The sequence below is a fragment of the Vibrio sp. B1FLJ16 genome (assembly GCF_905175385.1).
Taxonomy (GTDB): Bacteria; Pseudomonadota; Gammaproteobacteria; order Enterobacterales; family Vibrionaceae; genus Vibrio.
Window position 1 is genome coordinate 2,203,035 of the sequence record NZ_HG992749.1, and the last position, 13,814, is coordinate 2,216,848.

Annotated in this window: 12 protein-coding genes and 1 pseudogene; 4 read left to right on the forward strand and 9 right to left on the reverse strand. The window is 46.7% G+C overall.

Going from position 1 to position 13,814, the window contains the following annotated elements:
• Positions 1–7 precede the first annotated feature (7 nt).
• On the reverse strand, positions 8–730 hold the full coding sequence (dnaQ, locus tag KHN79_RS09995) for a DNA polymerase III subunit epsilon (RefSeq protein WP_182008658.1): 723 nt from the start codon (positions 728–730) through the stop codon (positions 8–10).
• Between the two features lie 58 nt (positions 731–788).
• On the opposite strand from dnaQ, the gene rnhA reads away from it, so the two are divergent.
• Entirely contained in the window at positions 789–1,253 is a 465-nt protein-coding gene (gene rnhA / locus KHN79_RS10000) for a ribonuclease HI (RefSeq protein WP_182008659.1), read from the forward strand.
• On the opposite strand, the gene KHN79_RS10005 is transcribed toward rnhA, so the two are convergent.
• Positions 1,250–2,005 (reverse strand): class I SAM-dependent methyltransferase, encoded by a 756-nt coding sequence (locus KHN79_RS10005; RefSeq protein ID WP_182008660.1) that lies wholly within the window; start codon positions 2,003–2,005, stop codon positions 1,250–1,252. The genes rnhA and KHN79_RS10005 overlap by 4 nt on opposite strands.
• A 37-nt stretch (positions 2,006–2,042) precedes the next feature.
• Here KHN79_RS10005 and gloB point away from each other — a divergent pair, with 37 nt between their 5' ends.
• The 3 genes from gloB to KHN79_RS10020 all read left to right on the forward strand — a co-directional run bounded on the left by gloB (position 2,043) and on the right by KHN79_RS10020 (position 5,303).
• A complete protein-coding gene (gene gloB, locus KHN79_RS10010; RefSeq protein WP_182008661.1) occupies positions 2,043–2,801 on the forward strand; it encodes a hydroxyacylglutathione hydrolase in 759 nt (252 codons plus the stop codon).
• A 241-nt stretch (positions 2,802–3,042) separates the two neighbouring features.
• Positions 3,043–4,620 (forward strand): LysM peptidoglycan-binding domain-containing protein, encoded by a 1,578-nt coding sequence (locus KHN79_RS10015; RefSeq protein WP_182008662.1) that lies wholly within the window; start codon positions 3,043–3,045, stop codon positions 4,618–4,620.
• The gene (locus tag KHN79_RS10020; RefSeq protein WP_182008663.1) at positions 4,617–5,303 is read left to right on the forward strand and encodes a YIP1 family protein; all 687 of its coding nucleotides are present in this window, start codon (positions 4,617–4,619) and stop codon (positions 5,301–5,303) included. The genes KHN79_RS10015 and KHN79_RS10020 overlap by 4 nt, the downstream gene beginning before the upstream one ends.
• Before the next feature lie 11 nt (positions 5,304–5,314).
• On the opposite strand, the gene KHN79_RS10025 is transcribed toward KHN79_RS10020, so the two are convergent.
• From KHN79_RS10025 to rnhB, 7 genes and pseudogenes are all read right to left on the reverse strand, one after another.
• Positions 5,315–6,160: an endonuclease/exonuclease/phosphatase family protein gene (locus KHN79_RS10025; RefSeq protein WP_182008664.1), complete on the reverse strand. Its 846-nt coding sequence runs from the start codon at positions 6,158–6,160 to the stop codon at positions 5,315–5,317.
• 84 nt (positions 6,161–6,244) lie between these two features.
• The gene (gene glnB / locus KHN79_RS10030; protein WP_182008665.1) at positions 6,245–6,583 is read right to left on the reverse strand and encodes a nitrogen regulatory protein P-II; all 339 of its coding nucleotides are present in this window, start codon (positions 6,581–6,583) and stop codon (positions 6,245–6,247) included.
• A gap of 176 nt (positions 6,584–6,759) precedes the next feature.
• Positions 6,760–7,071, reverse strand: a complete 312-nt coding sequence (locus KHN79_RS10035; protein WP_182008666.1) for a cytochrome c — start codon at positions 7,069–7,071, stop codon at positions 6,760–6,762.
• Positions 7,072–7,124: 53 nt separating this feature from the next.
• Positions 7,125–8,442 (reverse strand): annotated as a pseudogene (tilS, locus tag KHN79_RS10040) (tRNA lysidine(34) synthetase TilS).
• 80 nt (positions 8,443–8,522) lie between these two features.
• Positions 8,523–9,482: an acetyl-CoA carboxylase carboxyl transferase subunit alpha gene (accA, locus tag KHN79_RS10045; RefSeq protein WP_182008668.1), complete on the reverse strand. Its 960-nt coding sequence runs from the start codon at positions 9,480–9,482 to the stop codon at positions 8,523–8,525.
• A gap of 47 nt (positions 9,483–9,529) precedes the next feature.
• Complete coding sequence (dnaE, locus tag KHN79_RS10050) at positions 9,530–13,009, reverse strand: DNA polymerase III subunit alpha (RefSeq protein ID WP_182008669.1); 3,480 nt, start codon at positions 13,007–13,009, stop codon at positions 9,530–9,532.
• A 98-nt stretch (positions 13,010–13,107) separates the two neighbouring features.
• A complete protein-coding gene (rnhB, locus tag KHN79_RS10055) occupies positions 13,108–13,806 on the reverse strand; it encodes a ribonuclease HII (RefSeq protein ID WP_182008670.1) in 699 nt (232 codons plus the stop codon).
• Between the last annotated feature and the right edge of the window lie 8 nt (positions 13,807–13,814).

A 13,814-nucleotide genomic window follows, 5' to 3' on the forward strand; every position in this document is an offset into this window, starting at 1 on the left:
GCTTCTCCTATTGATGCCAAATACAGTCATTCACCAGTTCTAATCTTTTCTGGTGTGCATCTAATTCATCGGCACTTGCACGCAAAACCTTTAGCGCTTTTCTTCCTTCAATACGGCGAACAGTCTCGACGCCCCCTTCCTGCTTATTCGCGTTAAACTCGAGGCTTGTCTGGCCACCGGTCATCAGCAAATAAACGTCAGCCAGAATCTCCGCATCGAGCAAAGCCCCGTGAAGAGTACGGTGGGAGTTATCAATACCGTAACGTTCACAGAGAATGTCGAGGTTATTTCGCTTGCCCGGGAAGATTTTCTTCGCCATGGCTAGCGTATCGGTCACCTTACAGAAATCATCGGTCTTACCGATAGCCGGATCGAGTTTTTCAAACTCGTAGTCCATAAAGCCGGTATCGAAGGGCGCATTGTGAGCAACCAGCTCCGCACCGTTGATGAAATCGAGAAACTCCTTGTGAACGCTCGCGTAATCGGGTTTATCAACCAAAAACTCATCAGTAATACCGTGAACCTCAACCGCTTCAGGTTGAATGTCACGATCTGGCTTTAAGTAGACGTGGAAGTGACGCCCAGTCAGCTTACGGTTAATGATCTCCACAGCACCGATTTCGATAATGCGGTGCCCTAAGTAGTGAGGACCGCCTTCTTGGTTCATACCCGTGGTTTCGGTATCGAGAACGACAATGCGACTATGTTCAGAATTGCTGCTGGTATTCATAAGGTTATGTGTGTCAGACTATGCTTTATTAAATATTTCGGCTAATAGTACCAAAAATATGACCAAACACGTTGAGATTTTCACTGACGGATCTTGTTTAGGTAACCCCGGACCTGGTGGTTACGGCATCGTTTTGCGCTACAAGGACGTGGAAAAGACGCTTTCTAAAGGTTATACACTTACAACCAACAACCGTATGGAAATGCTCGCGGCCGTTGTTGCTCTTCAGACACTAAAAGAGCCTTGTAAAGTGGCGCTAACCACCGACAGTCAGTATGTGCGACAAGGAATTACGCAGTGGATACATAACTGGAAAAAGCGTGGCTGGAAAACAGCAGACAAAAAGCCGGTTAAGAATGCCGATTTATGGCAAGCACTGGATAAAGAAACTGCGCGTCATCAGGTAGAATGGCACTGGGTAAAAGGTCACGCAGGTCACCGGGAAAACGAGATCTGTGACGAGTTAGCCCGAACTGCAGCAGAGAATCCAACTGACGAAGATATCGGCTATCAGCCTTCTTAACCCTCGTCGCTCGTTATCTTTTTCGAGCTAATACCCTCTCGATTCATGACTCCAAGTGGCGTAAGCTTTTTCTTTATGCGCCAGTGAGACTTAATAGGTTTGAGAGGGTAAGTTCGTTTACGTGCAACGATGTAATACAAACTGCCAGCCGGCGACGCCCAGTCCCCTAAACTGTTTTCCAACCACGTCCACATTGTTCGATAGCGTTTCATCGGGAAAAACGCATATCGGTCACGATGAATCACCTGATAGTTTAACAACCCCAACCAATCCTGAATCCGGTTAGATGAAAACATGCGCCCGCTCCATGGCAAATTGTTCTTACGCCAGGGTAAAAGGCTCGCTATCCCCGTAAAACTGAACGGGTTAAATCCGGTGATGATCAGATAGCCGTCATCCATCATAACCCTGTCCACTTCCCTTAACAGGCGATGTGGATCACTTGCATAGTCAAGTTGATGAGCCAGAATAACTACATCAAAACTTTTTTCCAAAAAGGGCAATTCGTAACCATCTGCAATCACATTGTGCAACGGATTCTGGATATCTACGTTGACTTGGTGTTGAATGTTACAGTTACAGCTGGTTAGCTCACAGCTCAACCCACCCAGTTTTAGCATGTGGTAACCGAAAAGTTTCGGACACCACTCATCAAGCCGGGTTTGAATTGACTCAAGCACCCAAGGACCGTTGTTCATATCAGACCAAGACGACGGGTGCGGTAAAGTTTTGTTGCTGAGTGCTGGTTTCATTAACCACCTGACTAATTTGGGTGACGGAGAACGAATCGTGTTAGAGATCAAAAGCATACCTGCATTTAATGATAATTACATCTGGCTGATACAAAATAACGATAAGCGCTGCGCCGTCGTGGATCCGGGAGATGCAAAACCTGTTTTAGAATATTTGCACGCTAACGAGTTAACTTTAGAAGCGATAATGATTACGCACCACCACAATGATCACATTGGTGGCGTTCCGGATTTAGTGCGCGCTTTTCCTGATGTCGCCGTTGTCGGCCCCAAAGCGGAACCGATACCGACCCTTACTGCCCCGATGGAAGAAGGCGATAAGCTGGAACTCTTCGGCGAAATCTTTATGGTTCTGGGTTTACCCGGACATACATTAGGTCACATTGGCTATGTAGGTGATGGTAAATTGTTTTGTGGTGATGTGTTATTTTCTGCCGGGTGTGGCCGTATTTTTGAAGGCACGTCAGAGCAGATGTTTGAATCACTAAGTAAAATCGCTGCGCTACCAGAAGAAACGAAAGTTTATTGTGCACATGAGTATACTGCCAGCAACGTCGCCTTTGCCCTTGCGGTAGAACCAGATAATGAGCAACTTCGTCAGTATCGTGACGACGTAAACAGACTGCGCGCGCTGAATACTCCTACCCTTCCTACGACGCTGCGTCAAGAGAAGTGGATCAATCCATTTTTGCGAACTTCTGCCCCTGACGTTATTAAATCTGTGACAAGCCGTATAAAAAACAGCGATCCGTGCTCGGTTTTTACTGCATTAAGAGAGTGGAAGAACGAATTTTAACCAACTTTTACTTGTAAGTTTACAAGACCCCAGTATCATCATGGGTTGTTTTTCAGAGAGGCGCCGCTGGCGCTTCTCTGCGTTTTGGGAAGAGTATAAATATACTTGTATCTCTCCCCGGAGGCTTTAAGCCTCTTTCGTTTATGTTTAAAGAAATATGTCTATTATCTTGCGATTGCTACGTAGTGAAAGCTACGCGACAGGCCGGAGAAGATAAAAAGGCCCTAAATAGGCTGAATCCATGCGTTTGAAGTACAGTTTGGCGTTGGTGTTATTGCTTTCTGGTTGTCAGATGACTTCTCCAGACTCAACAACAACCACTCCTGAAACCAACAAATCAGAGCTAGCTGCAAAGCAAGCAGCTAAGGAAGAGGCAGATAGTAAGCATCCTTTAGCCGAGAATGAAGCTAAAGAGACGCCGAAAGTGCTTTCTCCCCAGGAACAAGAAGATGTATGGCAGCGTATTGCTATGCAGCTGGAAATGGACATTCCGAACAATAAAAAGGTGAACTACTACCGTACCTGGTATTTAAAGCACCCGAACCATTTAAAGACAGTATCAAAACGTGCAGAGCCGTTTCTGTACATGATTGTGGAACAAATTGAAAAGCGTGGTTTACCAATGGAGCTGGCTTTACTGCCCGTGGTAGAAAGCTCTTTCGACGCATTTGCATACTCACATGGTAGTGCTGCCGGACTCTGGCAATTTGTTCCCGGTACGGGAAAAATGATGGGGCTGGAGCAAAACTACTGGTATGACGGACGTCGTGATGTCGCAGCCTCTACCGAAGCCGCACTAGACTACCTTGTAAAATTAAACAATCGATTTGATGACTGGACACATTCCATCGCTGCGTACAACAGCGGTGGTGGCCGCGTATCTAAAGCGATTCGCAAAAATAAAAGTCAGGGTAAACCAACCGACTTTTTCTCTTTGGATCTACCTAAAGAAACCAGCGGCTATGTGCCAAAACTCTTAGCACTTGCTGATGTCATTGCGAACCAGGATAAGTACGGCCTTAACATCCCTGCTATCGCTAACAAACCAGTACTCACACTTGTCGACCCTAAAGAACAGCTGGATTTAGCGATTGCTGCCGATTACGCTGGTCTTACTGTTAAAGAGTTACAAAGCTATAACCCTGCTTATAACCAGTGGTCCACCGCACCAGATGGCCCACACAAGCTGCTGATCCCTATTGAAAAGAAAGACACCTTCCTTGCTGAGGTTGCGGCGAATCGTGGCAAAGGTGTGAAAGTAGCTCGCTATCAAGTGAAATCCGGCGACTCGCTCGGCGTACTAGCACAGAAATATGGCACAACGACGAAAGTGATTCGACGTGCAAACGGCCTTGCCAATAATAACATTCGCATTGGCCAATATCTGTTGATCCCAACATCCACTAAGGATGACGCCAAATACGCGTTATCAGCAGATAACCGCCTGAGCAAGACTCAGTCTAAAGTACGCGGCGACCTTAAGCTGACGCACGTGGTGCAGTCAGGTGAAAGCTTGTGGACCATTGCTCGTGACAATAACGTGTCATACAAGTCTCTGGCTAAGTGGAACGGCATGGGACCTAAAGATACGTTAAGAAAGGGTCAAAACATTGTAATCTGGAAGAAAGCAGCGGATGGTGCTGTAATCCGAACGGTATTCTACAACGTGCGCTCTGGCGACACCATCAGCGGTATCGCAAGTAAGTTTAAAGTGAAGAGTAAAGACATCGTAAACTGGAACTCTCTTCAGAATAAGAAGTACCTGCAGCCAGGCCAAAAACTTAAATTGTACGTTGACGTAACTAAGGTAAGTATATGAATCCATCAAGCAATCCGCTTGTAATGCTGTTGGACATTTTTCGTGCACCAACATCATGTTTTCTTGCGCTATATCAACGTGGTAGTTGGGGGTGGCAACCTTTCATCGTATTGATGATCAGTCCGTTCCTGTTTTGGGGTGCATACTTCTCCAATGTCGACTTCTCTTGGCTTAGTGAGCAACTGACTGCTCAGTTCCAGCAAATCGATCCTGATCAAGCCGCACTGTTGGAGCCAAACACCTTAATGGCAGGTGCGATCATCAACGATGTAGTCAACCGCTTTGCCACACTACTGCTGTTAGCGCTTTGGTTTTTACTTGCAACGAAAGCAAGCAAACAACAGTACGGCTACTGGAAATGGTTTGCAGCGTCGTGTGCTGTTCTGTTCCCAGCTGTTCTTGGGGATATTGCAAGTTATGCAAGTTTGTTACTCAAACATGGTCAAGTGATGACATACGCGGCCGATCTCAACAGCCTTAATGGTCTGCTGAAATTGCCGCTCACCAATGAGTGGTGTCACTTTGCCAGCTCACTACCTCTGCTGCTGCCATGGTACATCGTTTTAGGTTACGGCGTCGTTCTGACCTGGACTGAGTTTGAACGCGGGCAGGCTCTGGTGAGTGCAAGCCTGCCATGGATCGTATTCTACGTAGTCTGGGCGCTTTACATTATCGTGAGTTGATCGTCTAACGCTTAGTCTTCTAGGACAAACGAAACAAGTAATGGATTATGATCGGAAGCGTCGCTCTGCGGCGCTTTCGCGTTTTTAATGACTAGCCCACGATAGAACACATGGTCGAGTCGTTGTCCGGTAATGAATTGGGTTCTATGGTCCGGTGTAAATTTCACTTCTTGTAGGTTAGCTTTTTGTAAAGCTTGCTTCATTGCATCCAAGCGGTATTCATTCCAACTGTTAAAATCACCCGCGAATACAATCGGCCCTGAATGTTGCTTTAGTAATGTCTCAAGTGCGGAGATCTGGGAGCTGTATTCATCTGTTCCGACCGTGAAATTAATCGCATGTATGTTGACCACCGCAAGCGTATCTCCGTTACTCAGGCGATACTGGCTGTACAGTGCGGATTTTGGTAAACGCAACCAGGGTTCAGTCGACGTGTAAGCACAGGCTTTTTCCGGCAATTTTTGCGCAATATTAATGACCCCAGCCCCGCTTCCCAACGCTTTAAATGCACTTACTTGGTTGCTTATCCAGCTGCCATCCACCAGCCACTGCTTAAATGACTCTGTCATGCTTGCCTCTTGCAGCAGTAACAATTGCCTGTCTGCTGACAGTCGTTCAAGCGCAGTTTGCCAGTTTTCTTTCCCTTGTTTATATATATTCCAGACTAAAACATTGAGCTGACCATTGTCATCTAAGAATTGTGAGTTATTAAACGCAATACACTGAATATCCTCGCTAATCTCTTCACCAGCCTGCGTGATAATCTGTGGTTGCTCCGGAACAGTGAAGATGAGTTGAAAGCCGAGTACCACGGCCATGAAAAAAAAGACTATTGCCAGGACAATACGTTTAAGCATGAGGCCTTACCTAACTATATGTAATAAAAAAGGAGCCTTATCAGGCTCCCTTAAGCTTAATCGAAAATAAATTCGCATTGAAATTTAGATCGCTTCTTCGTCTTCTTCACCGGTACGAATACGGATAACGCGCTCGACATCAGTTACGAAAATCTTACCGTCACCAATTTTACCTGTTTGCGCGGTCTCAATAATGGTTTCAACACACTTATCAGCCACATCTTCCGTGACGACAATTTCTAATTTCACCTTAGGCAGAAAATCGACCATATATTCTGCACCGCGGTACAGCTCAGTGTGACCTTTCTGACGACCAAAACCTTTGACCTCAGAAACGGTCATCCCTGTGATGCCTACTTCAGCTAACGCTTCTCGAACATCGTCCAGTTTAAATGGCTTGATAATCGCTTCAATCTTCTTCATGTTCTTCCCTTAAGCATCAATCGTATGCGGATATTATCGTTTACCGTCTTACAACATTCAATCTTTGTCTCTAATCAGCATTATAATATATTGAGTTTGATGAATATTTTAGAGCAAAAATCACAAAGCCAGAGCAATGCTCTGGCTTTGGTTAAGATTCACTAAAGAAAGTGCAACTATAAGCTGGAATAGTACGCTGCTAAGTTAGCAATATCATCATCAGAAAGCAGTGATGCTTGTGCCTGCATTACTGCTGCGAGACCACCATTACGCTCTTTGTTCTTGTACGCTTTGATTGAGCTCATGATGTACTGTGCATTCTGCCCTTTCAGATTCGGGTATCCAGGAATAGCAGCAATACCATCAGCACCATGACACGCAGCACACACTGCCGATTTAGCCTGTCCGGCAGCAACATCACCTGTCGCCAACGCTTGCCCTGACAACATGGTTAGCGCCATAACAGCACCCATCATTACTTTTTTCATTGCATCACCTAATCGATTTTTATTTAGACGTATTTTCAATATTATCTCACGGATTACAGATGCTTACGCCAAATCAGCTCACAATCCTGACCACTAAATGCCTTATCAATAAACAAATCGGCGACGGCTACTACCTGGCCTTGATACATAAGAATCGGAGTCTGACGACGCAACCAGCTCGGCACCCGGTACTCCTGAAACAATTTTTTTTAGTTTGCGGCTGTGATTACGTGTTTCCGGATGAGCAGACAGCCCCTCCGGGTTGAATGTAACACTTAGTAGATCGGGCTGCGACGGCAGCGCGATGTTAGCTTGTTTTGACGCGGAGCTTAACGTTAAATCACCTAAGCTCCCTGGAAGAACAAGCGGTAAATTAAGGCGTATTGTGCTTTGCCAGTCGGTGAGATCAGGCATTTCAGTAACCCAGTACAGTTTGTTCTGGAAGCGGCGTACTTCACCCTGCTTTAACTTAAGTTTTGGATTGGCATCTTGCTGTGCCTGAGCTACTTCTTTCCAGATCAGACCGAGTTGCATTTGAGTTGGCATCTGAGCATTCTGCTTAGCAAGCCACATGCGAATTAAACGAGCGCGGGCAAGCTCGCTGTGTGACACTAGCTGCGCAATATCTAAGCTTAGGTCTGCCTGCAATGCTCGCTGAAAGATATCATTAAGCAGTTCGTCTAATAGCGATTCTTGTTGAGCACAAAGGGACGCGCTGCGTTGCACTGCCTGGTGAATACTCTGCCAGCGTCGGGACAACTCGGGGACAACTTGATGGCGCAGAAAATTACGGTCGTAACGGGTATCTTGGTTGCTCTCATCTTCTACCCATTCAAGGTCTAACGACTGTGCAATGGCCTCGATATCTTCTCGACGAATAGGCAGTAGTGGCCGGATAAGAGTACCTTGTGAAAAAGGCATACTCTCAGCCATGCATGACAACCCTTTAGGGCCACTGCCACGTTTTAGCGCCAGAAGGAAGGTTTCAAGCTGATCATCAGCATGCTGCCCTGTCATTAACAGATCGCCATGCTCAACGTGCTTCTCAAGTGCCTGGTAGCGTGCTTCACGGGCGAGTAACTCGATACTTTCGCCACTACCGATATCCAGACTAACGCGTTCTATCGCAAAGGAAATACCTGCTTGAGCTGCCCACAATCGGCATTTATCAGCCCAATCATCGGCGTTATCGCTTAATCCATGATGTACATACACAGCATGGCAGCGAATAGCATGTTCTTGCTGATAACGACGCAGTAATTCGAGCAACAAGCGAGAATCAACGCCACCACTAAAGGCTAAAACGACTTTAGTCTGAGGCTGATAGTACGCCGTTAATATCCGGGCAAAGTGCTGATAAAGCGATTCCATAAAGATTCGGTCCAAGAGATACAAAAAAGGGCCGGACTCACATCCAACCCTTTCTATGTTATACCTTATCTAAGCAAGAATCAGCAGTAACCGTAGCTCATCAGACGCTGGTAACGACGCTCACGCAACGCTTCTTTATCTAGATGTACTAACTCCTCCAGCTGACGAAGCAGAGTTGCTTTCATGTTTTCTGCCATTTGAACATGATTACGATGTGCACCGCCCAGAGGCTCTTCGATAATTTCATCGATCAGCTCAAGCTCTTTAAGACGAGGTGCAGTCAGACCCATTGCTTCTGCCGCCTGAGGAGCTTTATCAGAGTCGCGCCACAAAATAGAAGCACAACCTTCCGGTGAAATTACTGAGTACGTAGAGTACTGAAGCATGTTCACGTAGTCACCCACACCAATCGCGAGAGCACCACCTGAACCGCCTTCACCTACAACGTTACAGATCACTGGAACTTTAAGACCTGACATCACTTTAAGGTTCTTTGCGATAGCTTCAGACTGGCCGCGTTCTTCCGCACCAACACCAGGATAAGCACCAGCAGTGTCGATAAAGGTGATGATTGGCATGTTAAAGCGCTCAGCCATTTCCATCAGGCGAAGCGCTTTACGGTAACCTTCAGGTTTTGGCATACCAAAGTTACGTCTCACTTTCTCTTTGGTTTCACGACCTTTCTGGTGACCGATGATCATTACAGGCCGGCCTTCCAGGCGAGCGATACCACCCACAATAGCTTTGTCGTCCGCGAACGCACGGTCACCTGCAAGTTCATCAAACTCTTCAAATACATGCTGAACGTAATCCAGTGTATACGGACGTAATGGGTGACGAGCCAGCTGAGCAGTTTCCCACGCACCTAAGTTACTAAAGGTTTTTTTCTTCAGTTCCAGGCTCTTTTTCTCTAGCTGTTCGATTTCTTTATCTAGGTCAACCGCAGCATCACCACCGTGGCGAGATACATCGCGCAGGGCTTCAATTTTTGCTTCTAGTTCTGCAATTGGCTTTTCAAATTCAAGAAAGTTTAGGCTCATCTATGAATCCTTGTTGACTCAGCGTCTTACATATCGCACTGAATTTTTTAGTTAAATTCAAGTTCTACCTGGGTTGAACCAAGTAACTGTTTTAAGTCGTCTATTAATGTATCACTAGGCGTTACTCGCCACTCGGTGCCCAATGTTAACCGCGCTCTGGCGTCGGCACGCTGGTAGTATACATTGACGGGTACGGTTCCGGCTTTGTGCGGTTCTAAAATACGACTGAACTGCTCGAAGAACTGATCATTGATCTGATTTGCATCAATCGATACCGATAAACCACGAGCGTATTTTTCGCGCGCGCTGCCAAGATCCATCACTTCACGCGCCGACATTTTAAGGCCACCATTGAAGTCATCAAAGCTGACCTGTCCGGAAACCACTAAAATTCTGTCTTTTTCGAGAAGTTCTGCATACCGATCTAGCGCATCGGAGAATAACATCACTTCCATTCGACCACTTCGGTCATCCAGTGTCATGATACCGATACGAGTTCCACGCTTGGTGGTCATAACCCGGGCGGCGATTACTAAGCCTGCGACGGTCACTGATTGATCTCGTCGTGTCGGAGTCGCGTCTTTTAGTCGACAACTGGTGTATTTGTTTAGTTCCTTCAAATACGCGTTAATGGGATGTCCGGTCAAATATAAGCCAAGAGTCTCACGCTCACCTTCCAACCATACTTTCTCAGGCCATGGAGGGACTTGGGTATATTTGTTTTCAACTTCTTCTGGCGCATCAGTCAGGACACCGAACATATCCCCTTGTCCGAATGCCTCAGCCTGGTGATGTTGACTCGCCGCTTTTACCGCATCATTCAACGATGCCATCATCGCAGCTCGATGCGGGCCAAGTCGGTCTAGCGCACCAGCATATATCAGTTTTTCAATAACACGCTTATTGACGCGCTTAAGATCGATACGAGCACAGAAGTCAAACAGGTCTTTAAAGTGACCGCCCTTATTTCGTGCTTCCAAAATTGCATCAATCGGCCCTTCACCAACCCCTTTAATGGCGCCGATACCGTAAACAATGGCACCGTTTTCATCGACATTAAAGCGGTATAGACCCGAGTTAATATCTGGTGGAAGTACGGTCAGTTTCATGCGGAAACATTCGTCCACCAGCCCCACCACTTTCTCGGTGTTATCCATATCGGCGGTCATTACCGCAGCCATGAACTCCGCTGGATAATGCATTTTCAGCCACAGCGTCTGGTAGGAAACCAAAGCATATGCGGCAGAGTGCGATTTGTTAAAGCCGTAACCGGCGAACTTTTCTACCAAGTCGAAGATTTTCATCGCCAACTCGCCGTCGACACCGTTCTCAACCGCACCAGCTTCAAAGGTAGCACGCTGCTTGGCCATCTCTTCCGGCTTTTTCTTACCCATCGCACGACGCAACATGTCCGCACCACCCAAGGTGTAACCAGACAGAACCTGTGCAATCTGCATTACCTGCTCCTGATACAGGATGATGCCGTAAGTTGGATCGAGAATTTCTTTTAATGACTCATGTTGCCATTTTTCATCCGGGTAAGAGATTGCTTCACGGCCATGCTTACGGTCGATAAAGTTATCTACCATGCCCGATTGCAGCGGGCCCGGACGAAACAGCGCCACCAGTGCGATAATATCTTCAAAACAGTCAGGCTGAAGTCGTTTGATCAGCTCTTTCATACCACGTGATTCCAGCTGGAATACCGCCGTAGTTTCTGAATTTTGCAATAGGCGGAATGACGCCGCATCGTCAAGAGGAATCGACTCGATACGAACCGGTGGTTTACCTTCACGCTGTAAACGCGGGTTAATCAGACCCAAAGCCCAGTCAATGATGGTCAGAGTGCGCAGACCCAGGAAGTCAAACTTAACCAAACCGGCGGTTTCAACGTCGTTTTTATCGAACTGAGTAACCGGAAAATGACCTTCGGAGTCCGCATAAATCGGCGCAAAATCCGTAATTGTGGTTGGCGAGATAACCACACCACCCGCGTGCTTACCTGCGTTTCGGGTACAACCTTCTAATATGCGACACATATCGATGAGTTCTTTAACTTCCTCATCCGCCTCATACAGCTCAGGTAGTGCAGGTTCAGCCTTAAACGCTTTCTCAAGCGTCATCCCCGGATCGGGTGGCACCAGCTTGGAGATTCGGTCAACAAAACCGAATGGATGTCCGAGTACACGTCCCACGTCGCGAATTACCGCTTTGGCCGCCATGGTACCAAAGGTAATGATCTGAGATACCGCATCACGGCCGTACATTTCGGCCACGTGGTCGATCACGCGGTCGCGCTTATCCATACAGAAGTCGACGTCGAAATCGGGCATCGAAACACGTTCCGGGTTCAGGAAACGTTCGAATAGCAAGTCGTACTCAAGCGGATCGAGATCCGTAATTTTCAGTGCATACGCCACCAAAGAACCGGCACCTGAACCACGACCAGGTCCCACCGGGATATCGTTATCTTTTGACCACTGAATGAACTCCATTACGATCAGGAAGTAACCCGGGAAACCCATGTTGTTGATTACTTCAAGTTCGATTTTAAGGCGGTCATCGTATTCCGGGCGGCGTCTCGCGCGCTCTTCTTCATCCGGGAACAGAAACTCAAGTCGCTCCTCTAAACCCTCTTCCGATTTTTTAACCAGGAATTCGGTTTCTTCCATCCCTTCGGTCGGGAAAGCGGGCAGGAAGTATTCACCAAGACGCACAGTAACGTTACAGCGCTTAGCAATTTCGACACTGTTTTCCAGTGCTTCAGGAATGTCAGCAAACAGCTCACACATCTCTTCTTCACTACGAAGGTACTGCTGCGGGCTGTAATTTTTTGGTCTGCGCGGGTCTTCTAAGGTGTAACCGTCATGGATTGCAACACGAATTTCATGAGCATCGAAGCGATCAGCACTTAGGAATACGACTTCGTTTGTCGCCACAACAGGGAGATCAACTTGCTCTGCCAGTTCAACTGCAAAGTGCAGATAAGTTTCTTCGTCCGGACGACCGGTACGAATGAGTTCCAAATAATAACGATCAGGGAAATGCTGCTTATAAAACTCAACGCAGCTTTCGACCAACTTACGGTTACCTTTGAGCAACGCCTTACCGATATCACCATTCTTAGCGCCGGAAAGGACAATCAAGCCTTCCGACATTTCTGCCAGCCAGGTTTTATCAATAACCGGCTGATGCTGGACGTGCCCGCGCAGATAGGCTTTGGAAATAAGCAATGTCAGGTTTTTGTAACCGGCATTATCGGTAGCCAGTACTGTTAACTGTGTCAGCTCCTCACCGAACTCATCAGATTGCATTTTGAAATCTGCGCCGATGATCGGTTTCACACCGCAGCCATGCGCAGTGCCATAAAATTTCACCAAACCACACAGGTTGGTGAAATCGGTCAATGCCATCGCAGGCATGCCAAGCTCGGCGACTTTCTTAACTATCGGTGGAACTTTGTTGATACCATCCACCATCGAGAAATCACTATGAACACGAAGGTGAATGAATTTGGGATCTGACATTAACAGGTACCGTGTAACTCTTTTGATTTGAAATTCTTTTAAGGAAGCGGGTTATAACACCTCTATTCCCTTAATACTACTCGTTAATTAATGATGTGTTAATCAACAATGCCGAGTACTTTTTTTACCGGCTTAAAGCTCTTGCGATGCTCTTCAATGACACCATGTTGTTCTATCGCTTCAAAATGTGCTTTAGTTGGATAGCCCTTGTGCTTGGCAAAGCCAAACTGCGGATATAACTTGTCCAACTCTTCCATCTCGTTATCACGCACTACTTTAGCAATAATGGACGCTGCACTTATCTCAGCTACGCGCAAATCTCCCTTTACCACCGCTTGTGCATCCATTGGAAGATCAGGGCAGCGATTGCCATCAATAAGTACCAGCTCCGGCTGAACATTTAAACCGGCAATTGCACGTTGCATCGCAACCATTGTCGCTTGCAAAATATTTAGTTCATCAATTTCTTGGGGAGAACATCGACCTACCGCCCAGGCTAGTGCTTTTTCTTTAATCTCAGGCAGAAGAGCTAAGCGCTTTTTCTCACTGAGCTTTTTAGAGTCATTTAAGCCTTCAATCGGATTATTGGGATCCAAAATTACTGCAGCAGTTACCACATCGCCAACCAAGGGACCACGCCCGACCTCATCAACACCGGCAATGAGCTGATAGCCCTTAGGATATTCAAACGGCGGAAGTTCGACTTTCGCTTTCGTCGTATTGGTTTTGGGAGACTTAGCTTTGGTAGACCCAGTTTTTACAGACGTAGTTTTTACGGACGTAGCTTTCGCAACCATGGATGTTA

Bases quoted from the DNA above. Each gene is read 5' to 3' on its own strand.
- dnaQ (WP_182008658.1), bottom strand. From the start codon at position 730: ATGAATACCAGCAGCAATTCTGAACATAGTCGCATTGTCGTTCTCGAT.
- rnhA (WP_182008659.1), top strand. From the start codon at position 789: ATGACCAAACACGTTGAGATTTTCACTGACGGATCTTGTTTAGGTAAC.
- KHN79_RS10005 (WP_182008660.1), bottom strand. From the start codon at position 2,005: ATGAAACCAGCACTCAGCAACAAAACTTTACCGCACCCGTCGTCTTGG.
- KHN79_RS10015 (WP_182008662.1), top strand. From the start codon at position 3,043: ATGCGTTTGAAGTACAGTTTGGCGTTGGTGTTATTGCTTTCTGGTTGT.
- KHN79_RS10020 (WP_182008663.1), top strand. From the start codon at position 4,617: ATGAATCCATCAAGCAATCCGCTTGTAATGCTGTTGGACATTTTTCGT.
- KHN79_RS10025 (WP_182008664.1), bottom strand. From the start codon at position 6,160: ATGCTTAAACGTATTGTCCTGGCAATAGTCTTTTTTTTCATGGCCGTG.
- glnB (WP_182008665.1), bottom strand. From the start codon at position 6,583: ATGAAGAAGATTGAAGCGATTATCAAGCCATTTAAACTGGACGATGTT.
- KHN79_RS10035 (WP_182008666.1), bottom strand. From the start codon at position 7,071: ATGAAAAAAGTAATGATGGGTGCTGTTATGGCGCTAACCATGTTGTCA.
- accA (WP_182008668.1), bottom strand. From the start codon at position 9,482: ATGAGCCTAAACTTTCTTGAATTTGAAAAGCCAATTGCAGAACTAGAA.
- dnaE (WP_182008669.1), bottom strand. From the start codon at position 13,009: ATGTCAGATCCCAAATTCATTCACCTTCGTGTTCATAGTGATTTCTCG.
- rnhB (WP_182008670.1), bottom strand. From the start codon at position 13,806: ATGGTTGCGAAAGCTACGTCCGTAAAAACTACGTCTGTAAAAACTGGG.